The 16569-nt window shown below is 44.3% G+C and carries 12 protein-coding genes and 2 pseudogenes; 11 read left to right on the top strand and 3 right to left on the bottom strand.

From position 1 onward, the window contains the following. Nucleotides 1-9: 9 nt before the first annotated feature. Nucleotides 10-2043 (top strand): glycoside hydrolase family 32 protein, encoded by a 2034-nt coding sequence (locus M654_RS16750; RefSeq protein ID WP_026588016.1) that lies wholly within the window; start codon nt 10-12, stop codon nt 2041-2043. 33 nt (nt 2044-2076) lie between these two features. Here M654_RS16750 and M654_RS16745 read toward each other — a convergent pair whose 3' ends face one another. Continuing rightward, nucleotides 2077-2871: an SDR family NAD(P)-dependent oxidoreductase gene (locus tag M654_RS16745; RefSeq protein ID WP_026588015.1), complete on the bottom strand. Its 795-nt coding sequence runs from the start codon at nt 2869-2871 to the stop codon at nt 2077-2079. A 363-nt stretch (nt 2872-3234) separates the two neighbouring features. On the opposite strand from M654_RS16745, the gene M654_RS16740 reads away from it, so the two are divergent. Together M654_RS16740 and xynB are read left to right on the top strand one after the other, a co-directional pair. After that, on the top strand, nt 3235-4608 hold the full coding sequence (locus M654_RS16740; RefSeq protein WP_026588014.1) for an MFS transporter: 1374 nt from the start codon (nt 3235-3237) through the stop codon (nt 4606-4608). A gap of 36 nt (nt 4609-4644) precedes the next feature. After that, nucleotides 4645-6246, top strand: a complete 1602-nt coding sequence (gene xynB / locus M654_RS16735; RefSeq protein ID WP_026588013.1) for a xylan 1,4-beta-xylosidase — start codon at nt 4645-4647, stop codon at nt 6244-6246. A gap of 71 nt (nt 6247-6317) precedes the next feature. Here xynB and M654_RS24425 read toward each other — a convergent pair. Continuing rightward, nucleotides 6318-6439 (bottom strand): annotated as a pseudogene (locus tag M654_RS24425) (gfo/Idh/MocA family oxidoreductase); the annotation flags it as partial. A gap of 197 nt (nt 6440-6636) precedes the next feature. On the opposite strand from M654_RS24425, the gene M654_RS16730 reads away from it, so the two are divergent. Continuing rightward, nucleotides 6637-7872, top strand: a complete 1236-nt coding sequence (locus M654_RS16730) for a cytochrome P450 family protein (protein ID WP_026588012.1) — start codon at nt 6637-6639, stop codon at nt 7870-7872. Nucleotides 7873-8184: 312 nt separating this feature from the next. Here the strand turns inward: M654_RS16730 and M654_RS16725 are convergent, their stop codons facing one another. After that, nucleotides 8185-8706 carry a hypothetical protein gene (locus M654_RS16725; RefSeq protein ID WP_026588011.1) on the bottom strand — a complete coding sequence of 174 codons (522 nt, stop codon included), beginning with the start codon at nt 8704-8706 and terminating at the stop codon, nt 8185-8187. A 643-nt stretch (nt 8707-9349) separates the two neighbouring features. Between M654_RS16725 and M654_RS16720 the strand changes: the two genes are divergently transcribed. The 7 genes and pseudogenes from M654_RS16720 to M654_RS16690 all read left to right on the top strand — a co-directional run bounded on the left by M654_RS16720 (nt 9350) and on the right by M654_RS16690 (nt 16396). Continuing rightward, a complete protein-coding gene (locus M654_RS16720) occupies nt 9350-10186 on the top strand; it encodes an alpha/beta hydrolase (protein WP_026588010.1) in 837 nt (278 codons plus the stop codon). Between the two features lie 133 nt (nt 10187-10319). Further along, nucleotides 10320-10418, top strand: a pseudogene (locus M654_RS16715) (thioredoxin family protein); the annotation flags it as partial. A gap of 477 nt (nt 10419-10895) precedes the next feature. Further along, complete coding sequence (locus M654_RS16710) at nt 10896-11966, top strand: PAS domain-containing sensor histidine kinase (RefSeq protein WP_026588008.1); 1071 nt, start codon at nt 10896-10898, stop codon at nt 11964-11966. Then, a complete protein-coding gene (locus M654_RS16705) occupies nt 11941-12585 on the top strand; it encodes a response regulator (RefSeq protein WP_026588007.1) in 645 nt (214 codons plus the stop codon). The genes M654_RS16710 and M654_RS16705 overlap by 26 nt, the downstream gene beginning before the upstream one ends. A gap of 188 nt (nt 12586-12773) precedes the next feature. Beyond that, nucleotides 12774-13973, top strand: coding sequence for an NAD(P)/FAD-dependent oxidoreductase (locus M654_RS16700; RefSeq protein WP_026588006.1), 1200 nt, complete (start codon nt 12774-12776; stop codon nt 13971-13973). 129 nt (nt 13974-14102) lie between these two features. Then, the gene (locus tag M654_RS16695) at nt 14103-15515 is read left to right on the top strand and encodes an MBL fold metallo-hydrolase (RefSeq protein ID WP_026588005.1); all 1413 of its coding nucleotides are present in this window, start codon (nt 14103-14105) and stop codon (nt 15513-15515) included. Between the two features lie 101 nt (nt 15516-15616). Beyond that, nucleotides 15617-16396 (top strand): sulfite exporter TauE/SafE family protein, encoded by a 780-nt coding sequence (locus M654_RS16690; RefSeq protein ID WP_026588004.1) that lies wholly within the window; start codon nt 15617-15619, stop codon nt 16394-16396. Nucleotides 16397-16569: the final 173 nt, after the last annotated feature.

Raw genomic sequence — 16569 nt, 5'->3', positions numbered from 1 at the left:
AGCAAAAAAGTGAAAAAGGCATGTATGCAAGTTGGAATCATTTTGATGATGATGTGGTTGTCAGCCCTTCCTGTTTCTGCAGCCGACCCGGGCTACTATGATGAAAAGCATCGGCCAAAGTACCATTTCACACCTGAAGCCAACTGGATGAACGATCCAAACGGAATGGTTTATTATAAAGGGGAATACCATCTGTTCTATCAATATCATCCATACGGCCTCAAATGGGGGCCGATGCACTGGGGTCATGCGGTAAGCAAAGATTTAGTCTCATGGGAACACCTTCCGGTTGCGCTCGAACCGGATGATAAAGGGACGATTTTTTCCGGAAGCGCCGTGGTAGATTGGCATAATACAAGCGGTTTTCAAACAGGTGCAGAGAAGCCGCTTGTCGCCATTTACACACAAGATCGGGGTGGCGTTCAAGTGCAAAGCATTGCCTACAGCAATGACAAAGGCAGAACATGGACGAAATACGCAGGCAACCCTGTTATTCCAAACCCGGGCAAAAAAGACTTTCGCGATCCGAAAGTGTTTTGGCATGAAAAGACAAACAAGTGGGTGATGGTGCTTGCCGCCGGAGATCGCATCTTGATGTACACATCGCCCGATTTGAAGGAATGGGCTTATGCAAGTCAATTTGGCCACGGGCAGGGGAGCCATGGAGGAGTATGGGAATGTCCGGATTTATTTGAGCTTCCTGTGGAAGGCCGTCCAAATCAAAAAAAATGGGTCATGCAAGTCAGTGTTGGAAACGGATCGGTTTCAGGAGGATCAGGCATGCAGTACTTCGTTGGCAGCTTTGATGGAACGACCTTTAAGAATGAAAATCCGCCGGAACAGGTCCTTTGGACAGATTACGGTAAAGACTTCTATGCGGCTGTTACTTGGTCAGACATCCCGTCTTCAGACGGACGGCGGCTTTGGTTAGGATGGATGAGCAACTGGCAATATGCCAACGATGTGCCGACATCCCCGTGGAGAGGGGCCATGACCCTTCCAAGACAGCTAAAATTGAAAGCGCTTTCTGAGGGATTCAGAGTCGTTCAAACCCCAGTCGCGGAGCTTCAATCAATCCGGGGAGCGTCACAAGAGTGGAGACACAAGATGATTTCACCGCGAAGCAGGAATTTGCTGGCCGGTTTTTCAGGGGATGCCTATGAAATCAATGCTGAATTTCAAATATTGCCGGGGATGGCGTCCGAATTCGGTTTTAAGGTGCGAAAAAAAGGAGATCAATATACAAAAATCGGTTATGATTCAAACAGCGCCGGTCTGTTCGTTGACCGGAGCCGTTCAGGAAACATATCCTTCAATCCGAGCTTTAACAATGGGAAGCATATGGCGCCAATGCGTCCGATTGATGGAAAGGTGAAGATGCGCATTTTTGTGGACCGCTCGTCAGTCGAAGTCTTTGGAAACGATGGACGGCGGGTGATCACCGATATCATTCTCCCTGATCCATCCAGCAAAGGTCTTGAGCTGTATGCGTCAAACGGTTTAGTCAAGCTAAACTCGCTTACGATCCAACCTCTGCAAAACATATGGAGGTCGTCACCCTTCAAGTCCAATTTAACCGGCTGGACGACTGTCAACGGCGTGTGGGCCGACACAATAGATGGAAAACAAGGGCGCTCTGACGGTGATTCTTTCATTGTATCTTCAAAATCGGGAACAGACTTCACATACGAATCCGATATCACGATAAAGGATGGAAATGGAAGAGGGGCGGGGGCTCTTGTGTTTCGGGCTGACCAAGATGTCAAAAACGGCTATCTTGCCAATGTTGACGCCAAACATGACGTCGTTAAATTTTTTAAGTTTGTAGACGGAAACGCTACAATCATCGCCGAATATAAAACACCGATCGATATCAATCAAACCTATCATCTTAAAACGGTGGCTAACGGTACCCGCTTTAACATCTATTTAGATGGCCGCTTAGTGATCGATGCCAATGACTCAACTTTTTCCAGCGGCTTACTTGGTTTAAACGTGTGGGAGGCGACGGCATTCTTTCAAAATGTTTACGTCAATCAATGAAAAAAAGGCTGGAATCAACATTCCAGCCTTTTTTTAAATGACGCTGCGGACCAATCCGCCATCCGCCCGCAATGCGGCACCATTGATCGCCGAGGAAAGCGGGCTGCTTAAAAACGCGACAAAGTGTGCGATTTCTTCCGGACGAATCAGCCTCTGGATAATCGATGTCGGCCGGTTTTCTCTCATAAAACGCTGTTCCGCTTCTTCTGCGGTCAGGTTTTCGCCCGGATAGAGAGAATGCAGCATCGTTTCAACGCCCTCAGTTAAGGTTGAGCCCGGCATAACGGTATTGACCGTCACATTTGTGCCCGATGTAAGCTCTGCCAGGCTCCGGGAAATGGAGAGCTGCATCGTTTTCGTCGCACTGTAATGCGCCATTTCCTGTGATGGCATCACCGCGGCTTCGCTTGCAATAAAAATGACCCGGCCTTCCTTTTTCTCGATCATCTTCTGTAAATACCTGCGCGAGAGCCTTACCCCGCTCATGATATTCACCTCGAAAAAGCGAAACCATTCCTCATCCGGTATCTCAAAGAAATCCGCCGGCTCAAAAATCCCCAAATTATTCACCAAAATGTCAACTTGAGGGAATGCGGCAAACAAGTCTTGGCATCCGTTTTCGGTCCCAAGATCAAAAGCCGCCGGATAAAGAACAGCCTCAGGATACCGCGCTTTCAATTCGTCTATCGTTTCTATGACTTTCTCTTCCCGGCGCCCATTGATGACGACAGCCGCCCCTTCTTCCGTGAGTGAAGCGGCAATGGCTTTGCCGATCCCTGATGTGGACCCGGTCACCAATGCCGTTTTTCTTTGTAAATCAAGTTTCATCATCCATCCCTCCGTTTTCTTTATAACCATCTATACCCATTATCAAACAGAAGAGTCAAAAAAAGAAGTGCGCACTTTTAAGTCACATAGGTACTTTTTAGTGCCTTTTAGCACATTGTTTCTATCTGTTTTTGTGTCATATAACAAATGATTGACAACGCTTTCATAACGAACTAAACTTAGTTTAACGAATAAACAAAGTTGGGCGATCACTGTCCAGAACAAAAAATGAAAGGAGGCTTGCCGTGTTTGGAGGAGAAATCCGCTGAATTGCAGCGCGATTGTTTGAAAGCTTGTGATGGGGACAAACCTTGAGTGGTTAGTAGATATCAAAAAGCGTCTGCTTTTAGGGGGGGAAAGAATATGGCTGGTGAACATGTTAAAACAATCAGTATGTTTGAGAAATCTGCCTACGCCTCTGGAGATCTGGCATGTAATTTGATTTACACGACCGTTTCAACGTATCTTTTATTTTTCTATACCGATGTGTACGGTTTATCAGCAGCGGCTGCCGGCACGATGTTTTTAGTTGTGCGAATGATTGATGCGCTTGCCGATCCTTTTATCGGAACAATCGTAGACAGAACAAATAGTAAATTTGGGCGTTTTAGACCGTATTTGCTGTTTGGTGCGTTTCCTCTTTCTGTACTTGCCATCCTCTGTTTCACAACACCGGATTTTTCCCATATGGGCAAATTAGTCTACGCTTACGTGACGTATGTCGGCTTATCGCTTACATACACGACGATAAATGTGCCATACGGTGCGTTAACTTCCGCAATGACGAGAAATCATCAAGAGGTCGTCAGCATCACATCTGTTCGGATGGTCTTTGCCAATCTCGGCGGACTGATCGTATCTTTTTTCGTTCCATTATTATCTGCTTATTTAGGTGATACAACCGGAAACAAAGCTCTTGGCTGGCAGCTGACGATGAGCATGTTAAGCATCATTGGCGCCTGTTTGTTAATCTTTTGTTTTAAAAGTACAAAAGAGAGGGTCACCCTGAAAAATCCGGATGAGAAAATCAAATTTTCTGATATTTTTGAGCAATTCCGGGTGAATCGGCCATTGGTTGTACTGAGCATTTTCTTCATTATTATCTTTGGCGTCAACTCGATCAGCAATTCTGTCGGAATCTATTACATGACATACAATGTTGGCAGAGAAGACCTTGTGAAATGGTATGGCTTGCTGGGAAGTCTTCCTGCATTGGCCGTTCTGCCGTTTATACCGCGAATCAATCAATGGCTGGGAAAGAGAAAGCTGTTAAATGCCGCTTTATTATTAAATATCATTGGACTTTTAGCCATTCTCATTATTCCGCCAAGCAATGTGTTTCTGGTGCTCTTCTTTCGTGTCATTGCCGCAGTAGGAAGTGTTACAGCAGGGGGATATATGTGGGCGCTTATTCCGGAAACGATCGAATACGGCGAATATCGGACAGGAAAACGCTTGGGCGGATTGATTTATGCGATTATCGGCTTTTTCTTTAAGTTCGGCATGGCACTCGGCGGAATCGTTCCGGGACTGATACTGGACAAGTTCGGCTATGTTGCCGGTCAAGTTCAATCTCCTGAAGCATTGACAGGGATATTAATCACGACAACTGTCGTCCCTGTTATATTCCTGATCATAGCGATGATCGACATTAATTTTTATCATTTAAACGAAGAAAAATATGCCAAAGTCGTACGTGAATTAGAGAATAGAGATAAAGTTGACTTGGACATTTAAGGTAGCTTAGCACTTTCAAGATGAGGAGGAATGAAGATGAAAATTAGCAATCCGGTACTGAAAGGCTTCAATCCCGATCCGAGCATCTGCAGAGTCGGTGAGGATTATTATATAGCTGTATCCACCTTTGAATGGTTTCCGGGGGTGCAAATCCATCATTCAAAAGATCTGGTGAATTGGCGTTTGGTTGCCCGTCCATTGCAGCGGATTTCGCAATTGGATATGAAAGGAAATCCCGACTCAGGCGGGGTATGGGCGCCTTGTTTAAGCTACAGCGAGGGCAAGTTTTGGCTCGTATATACGGATGTAAAGGTTGTCGATGGAGCATGGAAAGACTGCCGTAACTACTTGGTCACTTGTGAAACCGTTGACGGTGATTGGGGGGAACCCATCACATTAAATCGTTCCGGCTTTGATGCTTCTTTGTTCCATGATACGGACGGAAGAAAATATTTATTAAATATGCTGTGGGACCATCGAACAGACCGCCATTCATTTGGGGGCATTGTGATGCAGGAATATTCGGAAAAGGAAAAAAGGCTGATCAAACATCCGACAATCATTTTTAAAGGTACAGATATCAAACTGACTGAAGCACCGCACCTTTATCATATCGGGGATTATTACTATTTATTAACGGCGGAAGGCGGAACACGGTTCGAGCACGCAGCCACGATTGCCCGCTCAAAAAACATTGAAGGGCCGTACGAAGTTCACCCTGATAACCCAATTTTAACGTCTTGGCACGCTCCGCAACATCCATTGCAAAAATGCGGACATGCATCAATTGTGCAAACACATACAGGTGAGTGGTATTTGGCTCATTTGACAGGGCGTCCGATTCACCCGGATGACGATTCGGTGATTCACCAAAGAGGATATTGTCCTCTGGGAAGAGAAACAGCGATTCAAAAGTTGGCATGGGAAGACGGATGGCCTTATGTGGTCGGGGGAAAAGAAGGGAGCCTTGAGGTGGAAGCGCCCCGTATTTGTGAAACAAAGTTTCCATCGACATACCCGCAAATTGATCAATTTGAAGATTCAACATTAAATATCAACTTTCAGACATTACGGATTCCATTTACGAAAGAATTAGGCTCACTAACGGAAAGGCCGAACCATTTACGCTTATTCGGCCAGGACTCATTAACATCCACATTTACCCAGTCGTTTGTGGCAAGGCGCTGGCAAAGCCTCCATTTTGTTGCGGAAACGGCCGTTGAATTCCACCCCGATACCTTTCAGCAAGCAGCCGGATTGGTGAATTACTACAACACCGAGAATTGGACGGCTCTGCAAATCACGTATGATGAAAACCTTGGGCGCATTCTGGATGTAACGGTATGTGATAACTTTTCGTTTTCACAGCCGCTAAAAGATAAAATTGTTATCCCCGGCGAAACAGAATATGTTTATTTAAGGGTAAATGTAGAATATGAGACGTATCATTACTCGTATTCTTTTAACAAAGAAGACTGGCATAAAATTGAGCTCATGTTAGAGTCTAAAAAGTTATCAGACGATTATATCCGAGGAGGGGGATTCTTCACAGGAGCTTTTGTAGGCATACAGTGCCAGGATACAAGCGGAGCGTGTAAACATGCCGACTTTTCCTATTTTATGTATAAAGAGCTTTAAATTTTAAGTGTTCAATAGAAGAGGCCGTGATCATACCACGGCCTAAAATGCCTTGTGATATAGCGGCGCATTTATTTAAAATCAACCCATGCTGACTCAAGTTCAGCCGAACGCACGCAATTTTCCATCCAGCGTATGCCTTCAATGTGAGGGTATATCACGTTTTTAACGTTTCTTCATTTCCGCGGTTTTTCTTCGTGTACGGATTTTAAGATATCGAAGCTCATTCTTTCATCATATCTAAAAGTTGTAAGGAAGAACCGGCATTTGAAAATACTTTGCTGCACTTTTCGAATGTTGGATATAGATAGCATAATCTACCATTGTGGTTTATAATGCTAACAAAGGATTAAATTAACAATGTTTTACGGGAAAAGGAGGCTTGCAGGAATGGTTTCAAAAAATGAGGAAAGCTCCGCTATTTTATCGGAACAACACTTATCGTCGGCGGCATTTAAAGATGAGGCGTATGAGTTCTACAAAGAATTGCGCGTTTCCCGCCCTCTTTATCCTGTATCTTTGGGCGATCTGGGGGAAGGCTGTCTCATGACAAGGTATGATGATGCAATACGTCTATTAAAGGATGCAAAATTAAAGAAAAACTATGAAAATGTATTCACCGAGGAAGAAGAGAACCGCCCCATTCTCTCGGAAAATGAAGAAGCCTTGACAAAGCATATGCTGAACTCAGATCCTCCTGATCACAGCCGCTTGAGGACCCTTGTTCAAAAAGCATTTACTCCCCGGATGATTTTGCAGCTTGAAGACAGAATCCAACATATCGCTGATTCTTTACTGGATGAAGTATATCCCACCCATTCTATGAACCTTCTAGACGATTTCGCTTTCCCTCTGCCGATTATCGTGATCAGTGAAATGCTTGGCATTCCCCTTGAAGATCGACAAAATTTCAGGGTTTGGTCGGAAGCGATTATTGAGTTTCCAGATACCCCTGAAAGCATGGAGGAAAACAATCAGAAAATAGGAGAATTCGCAAAATACCTGGAATATTTAGTTCATAAAAAAAGAGATGAGCCTGCAGAAGATTTAATCAGTGCATTAATTGAGGCGGAAAGTGAAGGAACAACATTAAGCACAGAAGAGCTGTACTCGACGATTATGCTGCTTATCGTTGCAGGTCATGAAACGACCGTAAACCTGATCGCCAATATGACATATGCCTTGCTGAGTCACCCTGACCAATTGGAGAAGCTTCTCCGCAATCCGGGCTTGATGGATTCAGCGATAGAAGAGGCGTTACGATTCCACAGCCCTGTGGAATTAACGACCTTGCGCTGGGCGGCTGAACCGTTTACATTACACGGACAGGAAATCAAAAGAAAAGATGTGATCATCATTTCATTGGCATCGGCAAACCGCGACGAACAAGTATTCCAGAATGCCGAAATGTTTGATATTGCAAGAAAGAACAATCGCCATATTGCCTTTGGCCACGGCAGCCACTTTTGCCTCGGCGCACCGCTTGCCCGCTTGGAAGCAAAGATAGGCATTTCAACATTATTGCGCCGCTGCCCAAATCTACAGATAAATGGCGAAAGGGAACAGATCAAATGGAAAGGGAACTTTTTGATGCGAGCTTTAGAAGAACTGCCATTGCGTTTCTAATCATGTCGTGCTATCCATCTGAAGGAAGGGAATCCTGAGTCTTTCACTTTTTGATGGATTCATTTCCGAAAAGGAGGCTTTGCTGAAAAAGCGGATGTAAGGGTATTGGGTTCGCTGCCATTTTTTGAATAGGGGTATGCCTCTGATGGTCCAAATACCGGCGGAAAGAGGAGGTTGGGCTCTTTCGGAACGATAAACGGGAAAGTATCTTAAAAGAAAAAGAGGGTTGGAAAGGAATGAACCGTGCTTGCCCGCCGTTTTAATATTGATCATTCCTGCTGTCCAAGCGGACAGCAGGAAATCAGAGATGAGCTATTTTACTTGAACAGTCAGTGAAACAGCTTGATTTTTCATAAAGTCTTCAGTCGTTACATCACCAAAGTTTAACTTGATTTCTTTTACTTGATCAATATCAAGCTCTTTTCCTTCCGGCACTGTAAATTCAAGAACGCCATCTTGTTTAACCCCGCCTTGGACTTCTCCACCAACATCACCGTCAGTTAAAAACATGTTGGCTGACAATTGCATATCTCCAACTACTGCGTTTCCTTGATCAGGATAAAAGTTTAATACTTTATCAGTCGTATTTTCAATGTTGATGCCGACATTAATTTTGTCTTTCATGATTTTAATATCACCTAAGTTAACTTTCATTCCTAAAGCTTCAGTCTTTTGGCTGCTGGCATCAATCTTTCTTGAATCATCATCTTTCTTTTCTTCTGTCTTCTTATCTTTTGAATCATCTGCCCCAGTTGATACATCATCAGTTGAGCCACAGGCAGCTAATGCCATAGCTAAACCAAGCGATAAGAATAAGACTAAAAATTTTTTCATGATCATGTCCCCCTATGTTATTTTATACGTCTTTTATCATAGGTTAAAATTCATGTTTTTTCAACAGTGATTTACCATTTTTGTTAAAGATTTCAGTTCTTTTTGCTTATGTACTTTAGAAGGGAAATAGCAATTAGATTCACTTGTATTATTGGTGTTCTTCCAAAAATCAAATTATGATGATTGCTATAAATCGCAGATTAAGGAGCCGGAGAAGACCTTTATCCTATGACGCAAACTAGTACTTTTAGCATATCACAGTAGGGGTGCTAACAGAAAAAATTTTGTTCGCCAGGAAATGAAGTGCTTGGTCTTGTGGTAGAATTTGTGTGAAAAACAGAACAAACCTGTATCTTTAAGCAGGAAATTAAAATATAATAAAAACAACTTCAGAAGTAGTTTTTATTATAAAAATGGAGCATCATACGCCTAATTCGGCATCAGAGCAGATAGATCAAAGCTTGAAAAAGTGTTTTCTTATCGGTGTCATCGGTGATAAAAAAGGATATGCATTTGAGAAACCTTAGAAGCAAAACAAGCATGGCATTTTAACTGAAACACCCATTGAGATTTGAGAAATTGATCGGAATATGAGTCCACCGTCGGAAAGCTTGAAAACGCTGAAGAAGAAAGGTGTGTAAATTTGAGAAACATCATCAAATGGACAGCATTTACAGCATTAGTCATTCTATGTATCAGCTTCATCGCATGTAATGCAGACAAAAACGCAAAAAATATTCAATATGCAAAGGACGAAAAACAAACACTGGATATTTATACACCGAAGACCGACGAAAATGAAAAACATCCCGTTCTCATCTACATTCACGGCGGGGGATGGACAGGCGGGGACAAGAGCGGGGCTGCTTCCAAGCCGGCGTTTTTTACAGAAAACGGCTATGTTTTCGTGTCTTTAAACTATCGGCTTCATCCTGATGCTCAGTATGATGATATGGCCTATGATGTTGCCCAAGCCATCAAATGGGTGGTGAATCATGCAGATGAGTATCAAATCGACCAATCGAAAATCAATGTGATGGGACATTCGGCAGGAGGGCACTTAACGGGCTTAATCGCCGCAGATGCTAAATATTTAAACAGTGTAGGCCTAAAACCGGCATCACTCAAGTCGATTGTGATATTAGACGGGCCTTTGAATCTGAAGTCATTCATCGGAGCGATCCCGTCCTACAAAAAGGTGTTTGGCTCTGATGAAAAGGTGTGGACAGAAGCATCACCGCTCACCTACATCAACCATTCCAATCTGCCGCCGGCCTATTTAGTTACCCGATGGGAAGATCCTGCTGTTTACAAATTTGCAGAAATCGCAAACCATGCGAAAGGGTCTGATTTTGTTTACCGAGTCAAGAACTTATCTCACAGCAATTTAAATAAAATGCTCGGTTCTCCGGATGCACCGACAGAAGCACAGGATTTGACAAAAGCTGTTATGGCGTTTTTAAAGGAGAAAAACAAATAAGTTGATTTGTAAAGTGCTGAAGCGGCACAAGCTTTCTTATAAAAAAGCCCTCAAAAGGGTTTTTTTAATTAAATCGTTTGTTTTACACCCAAGAGGTTCAGAATCGGGCTTCAACCCGTATTTCAATTGGCTTTCAGTCTTCACAATTCCTGTGCTTCTTTTAAGAGAAGCCCGTTTTATACATTTTGAACAATTGGAACAAAAGTTGAACACAATCTATCAATTGTATAAAGAGTCATTTCACTCCAGGGAAAGGGCATTGATCCATAGATTAAACTCTTTCAAAAATCAATTCAAACGGCAAAAAGACTTGATTTTGTCCATGTATTCCGTCATCGGCTAGAGGTAAAATAAAGAAAAGAGTTATTCAATCATTCGAAATGAAACATTTTGAATCGCGATCGGAGCAAGGCACCTGCCCGCCATTCCTGAATTCTTACAAGAGATTAATAAAATTGTTTAGTCAGCTTGACCACGTTCGATGCAGTCATTGCCAATCAACCGCATGTAGACCACTTTGATGAGTCTGTCCAAAGAGAGAGCAACCCGCATAGCGAGACATCCTTGTTATAAATGGCGGAATCTATCGAATCTTTGAAGGTCATTCTCTCATCATGAGTAAGGGGGATCTAAATTGAAACGTAAAAAGCTGGCCCGCGGCGACAAAAATTGTTGTCAATCATTGGAGACAGGCACATTTTCTAATGGTTTGCTACCAGATGGAAAAGGAAGAGCGCTGGAATGCCGCTATTTAAGGCAAATCTACGAACACTTGCAAGATGGAATCATTATGATGGATCAAGAACGTAGAATTCTGGTGATGAATCCATCAGCAGAGAAGATGACGGGATGGAAATTGGGGGACAAGGTACCGTACTGTTCCTACTGTCAAGCGAGAAAACTGGAAGCGGGAGAGGAGCGTTGTTATTTGCTGGCCAAGCGGGAAGCTCCTTATTTTCTTTCCTCAATGCCTACCTATGAGGGACGATTCGTCGACATGGAGATGAGCACGGCTGTCATCTATGAAAACGGTGAACAAAAGAAACAGAAAGTCCTTTTGGTTTTAAAAGATTTAACGATGAAGAAAAAGGAAGAAGAAGCGAGGATCTCCAAGCTGGTTTTGCAGAAGACGTTGGAAGCGCAGGAAAACGAACACAAGCGGTTGGCTCAGGAGCTGCACGATGGCTTAGGACAATCGCTTTATTCGGTTTCAGTAGGTATTCAAGCGATTCAATCGCGCATTGACCAGGAAGAGAAATATAGAACGTACATGCAGGAGATCGTGGATGAGCTGGAAAAAGCGATACAAGACGTCAAGCTCTACTCTCTCCAATTACGTCCGCAAAGTCTCGATCAGCTGGGACTCGTCCCTGCGATCAAGCATCTCGTTAGCAGCTTGAACAAGACTCATCAGGATGTTTCGATTACGTTTACCTGCAGCAATGTCAATGATCGTTTGCAGCCGGTTTTGGAAATCAATTTATACCGTGTCATTCAGGAAGCGCTGCATAATGCCCTGAAATATGCGAAAGCCACGCTGATTGAGGTCATCTTGTTCAAAGTAGGCGACGATTTGATGTTGAAGATTCAGGACAACGGCATAGGATTTAAGCGCGAACTGGTGCAGGAAGGTCTGGGACTTAACCATCTAAAAGAAAGAGTAGATCAGATTGAAGGAAGTCTTCAGATTCACTCCATTCCCCGGAAAGGGACATCTATTCATGTGCAAGTACAGTATAGGGAGGGGAAGGAGAGTGATCAGGGTATTGCTGGTCGATGATCATACGATGATTCGGAAAGGTATCCGTGTGCTTTTAGAAGGTTATCCCGAAATCACCATTGTGGGAGAAAGCCACAATGGTAACGAGGCTATCATCAAGACGAATCAGTTGGAACCTGATGTGGTGCTGATGGATTTGTCGATGCCAGATGGATTGGATGGATTTACAGCGAGCAGTCAGATCCGAAAGTTGAAACCATCGGTTAAAATCGTCATTTTGACGATGCATGACGAGGAGATCTTTGTCCATAAAGCAATCGAAGCAGGGGCTCAAGGGTATGTTTTAAAAAATAGCCATTGCGAACTGCTTTTTCAGGCAATTGTCGAGGTAAACAGGGGAAAATACTTTTACAAGACATCCGTATCCCAACACATGATCAGTCAATGGCTGAAATCAGAGTCGGAAAAACCGCCTTCTGTTTTAACCGTTCGCGAAAAGGAGATTGTCAGGCTCATTGTACTGGGCTATGCCAATAAGGAAATCGCTGATCAACTGTCAATTAGTGTTAAAACAGTGGAAAACCACAAATCGAATATCATGCAGAAGTTAGAGCTGGATTCCAAACACGAGTTAATCCAATATGCGATCAAAAACAAGTATTTGGAGCTGGCGTTGTAACCTCTCGTCCCTTGACCTGTCTCTTGGCAGTTCAGGGGATTTTTTTTGAGGGTGCAGGGGCCTGCATAAATAGGGGAGTTCCCCTATATGGAAAAAATGGTACGAGCGTATACTTAAAAATAGAGATATGCATCTTATGAAAAATCAACACGCACTAAAGGATCCAGTTACAGAAAAGGGGGGGAACTATGACAAAACACGTTCATTATTCGGTGATCATTGTAGGGGCTGGGACTGCTGGTATTTCGGTAGCTGCCCGTCTTGTCCGGGCTTCGAAAAAACTCAAAGGACAAATTGCCATCATTGACCCGAAAACCAAGCACTACTACCAACCTTTGTGGACATTAGTTGGGGGAGGTGTAGTGAAGAAGGAAGAGTCGGAGCGTCATCTAGCCACCCTGATCCCTGCCGGCGTTGACTTGCTTGGCGATGCTGTAACAGGGTTTCAGCCGAAACAAAACAAACTCTTGACCAAACAAGGAATGATTGTTTCCTATCATTATCTCGTTGCAGCAGCCGGTTTGCAAATCGATTGGGACGGGATCAAAGGCTTGAAAGATGCGGTGGGAAAAAACGGGGTTTGCAGCAACTATTCATACCATACGGTGGACAGCACATGGGAAAATATCCGCAGTTTTAAAGGTGGAACCGCCATTTTCACTCATCCTGATTCTCCCGTGAAATGCGGGGGAGCTCCACAGAAAATTATGTACTTGGCAGACGATTATTTCCGCAAGTCAAATGTTCGCAACCGGTCGGAATTGATGTTTGCGTCAGCGAAAGCAAACATTTTTGATGTCCCGAAATATGCAGATGCGCTCGAAAAAGTCGTCCAGCGCAAGGGCATCCAAACGATGTACAAAAGAAACCTGATCGAAATTCGGCCGGATTCAAAAGAAGCTTTGTTCGAGAATCTGGAGACGAATGAACAGGAAATATTAACATACGATCTTCTTCATGTCACCCCGCCGATGAAAGCGCCTGAATGTATAAAAGACAGCGAGTTGGCGGATGCCGGCGGATGGGTCGATGTTGATCCGTATACGCTGCAGCACAAAAAGTTTGCCAATGTTTTCGGAATTGGAGACTGCGCAAGCCTCCCGACCTCCAAAACAGGAGCAGCGATTCGCAAACAAGCGCCGGTTGTGGTCCGAAACCTGACGTCTTTGATGAACGGCTCGCCATTAAATGCGAAATACGATGGCTATACCTCTTGCCCGCTTGTGACAGGATACAATAAATTGGTACTGGCTGAGTTTGACTACAACAAGGTGCCGCAGGAAACGTTTCCGTTTGATCAGTCTAAGGAACGGTTCAGCATGTACCTGCTGAAAAGAAGGCTGCTTCCCATGATTTATTGGAATGGCATGTTAAAAGGATGGATGTAAGACGTCACACCGAAAAAAGGACAAGCCCCGAAACGGTCATAATCTCCGGTAAAAATGCTGCGCTATCCAATCGCTATTAAAAGTGCATATAGAGAAAAACAAATCATGATCCAAGAGGAGGAATGTAACATGTTGCTGCGTTACTTTTACGATGAAAAGCTGGCCCATGCATCCTATCTGGTTGGCTGCCAAAAAACAGGGGAAGCGATTGTAATTGATCCAGGCCGCAATCTAAAACCATATTTGAAAACAGCCAAAGAAGAAGGGCTAAAAATCAGAGCGGCCGCTGAAACTCATATTCACGCCGATTTTGTTTCCGGTGCACGCGAACTCGGCGTTACCCATCAAGCGAAGCTGTATCTTTCCGATGAAGGCGATGCAGATTGGAAATATCAATATGCCGATGAATTGAACCATCAACTAGTGAAAGCTGGCGATCGCTTTTCGATCGGAAACCTGATGTTTGAGGTTATCCATACCCCCGGTCATACCCCTGAAAGCATTTCTTTTCTGTTAACAGATCGCGGAGGACATAAAGACCGTCCTATCGGCATCTTTACAGGAGATTTCGTCTTTGTAGGCGACATCGGCAGACCCGACTTGCTGGAAAAAGCGGCGGGGATCAAGGGAACGTCAGAAGCGGGGGCAAAAGCGATGTTCAAGTCTCTCTTGAAGTTCAAACAACTTCCGGATTATCTGCAGGTGTGGCCGGCTCATGGCGCGGGCAGCGCTTGCGGCAAGGCACTTGGAGCGATTCCTTCTTCCACCGTTGGCTATGAGAAGATGTTTAACTGGGCAATGGGTTACAGCGATGAAGAGGAATTCGTCAAAGCTTTGCTTGATGGACAACCGGAACCGCCAACATATTTCGCCGTGATGAAACGGGTCAATAAAGAAGGCCCTGCCTTGCTTAAAGACCTCCCTGCCGTGCGGGAAATCACCTCGATGGACCAAGTAAAAAGTTTGCAGGGAAACAGACAAATTGTCGATACCCGCCCTTCCCGGGAATTTGCCGAAGGACATGTGGAAGGTACGATCAACATTCCATTTAACAAAGCATTTACGAACTGGGCAGGCTGGTTTATCGACTACAATCGTCCTGTGTACTTCATCACGACTCCGGATGAAGTGGATGAACTCCTAAAAGCACTCCGCTCCATTGGCATTGACAATGTGGGAGGGTTTGTGGATCGTGAAAAAATCCTGGCAAGCGGTGCTTTTTCACTTGAAACATACGCGGAAATCACACCACCTGAGATCGCAAAATTAGTGGAAGACGGTTTTGTACACGTACTTGATGTTCGCAATCTGACTGAATGGCAGGAAGGTCACATACCGAATGCGCAGCACATCATGCTGGGAACGCTTCAAGAGCGGCTGGAAGAAATCAACAAAGACGGTCCGATCCTTGTGCAATGCCGTTCCGGAGCCCGGTCTGCCATTGGGGCCAGCATCTTGCAAGCTAACGGCGGTTTCAAACAAGTCTTGAGTTTGAAGGGCGGAATTGTCCAGTGGCAGAAAGACGGCCTGGCCCTGGTGTGATAAGGGGCAGCCTCTAATCTTTTATGCAAATCGATTCCCCGGCGCAACTGGAAGACACATGTTTGACATTTCCAACTGCGCTTAGGGTGAAAGGGGAACATATGACAATCAGTTTGATTATGACATTGTTTTTGATCGGTTTTACAGGATCTTTTATGTCCGGGCTTTTTGGAATCGGGGGATCGATCATCAATTATCCCATGCTTCTGTACATTCCTCCAGCGCTCGGATTTGCGGCCTACACATCCCACGAAGTATCCGGAATCATTGTCATCCAAACTTTTTCTGCCACCCTTTCAGCTCTCTGGTCTTTACGAAAAGACAAGCTGATCCATTATCAGCTCGTTTTGTATATGGGTAGCGCTATTATTATCGGAAGTCTGTTGGGAGGATATGGCGGAAGATTCCTCTCGGCAGATGTCATCAATGTCGTGTATGCCATCTTGGCTACTATGGCTGTGATCATGATGTTCATGCCAAAAAGGGGAATCGATGAGCGGGAGGTAACGAGCGTTACTTTTCATAAAACAACTGCTGTATTATTCGCATTGATTGTCGGAATCGCCTCCGGTATTGTCGGAGCTGGAGGCGCGTTTATCTTAGTCCCAATGATGCTGATCATCCTCAAGATTCCTACGAGAATCGCGATTGGATCTTCACTTGCCATTACATTCATATCATCCATCGGATCAGCTATCGGGAAATTGATGGCTGGTGCTGTGTTAGTCTGGCCTTCTCTCATCATGGTGATCGCCGGTATGATGGCTGCGCCACTGGGAACGATGTTAAGCAAGCAAATGAATACCAAAGTTCTTCGGGCCATTCTTGCGGTGTTGATTCTTGGTACCGCTTTGAACATTTGGATTGAGATCATGATGTGATATGACCGCGAAGATCGGATTTGTAACAGGTGGTGATCTAGAGTGATGAAATGCTATCATCGTCTAAAAATAGTCCGAGGCAGGCTTCACAACATAAAAAAAGAGACCAAGCCATTGCTTGATCTCTGAAGTAAAATGATTTTCTTATTTCTCTCACTAGGCATTGGCGCCAA

This window comes from Bacillus sp. NSP9.1 (assembly GCF_000465465.2).
In the GTDB taxonomy this organism is placed as follows: domain Bacteria; phylum Bacillota; class Bacilli; order Bacillales; family Bacillaceae; genus Bacillus; species Bacillus sonorensis_A.
The sequence above is the reverse complement of the archived record's forward strand: the minus strand, read 5'-3'. Positions and strand labels throughout refer to the sequence as shown.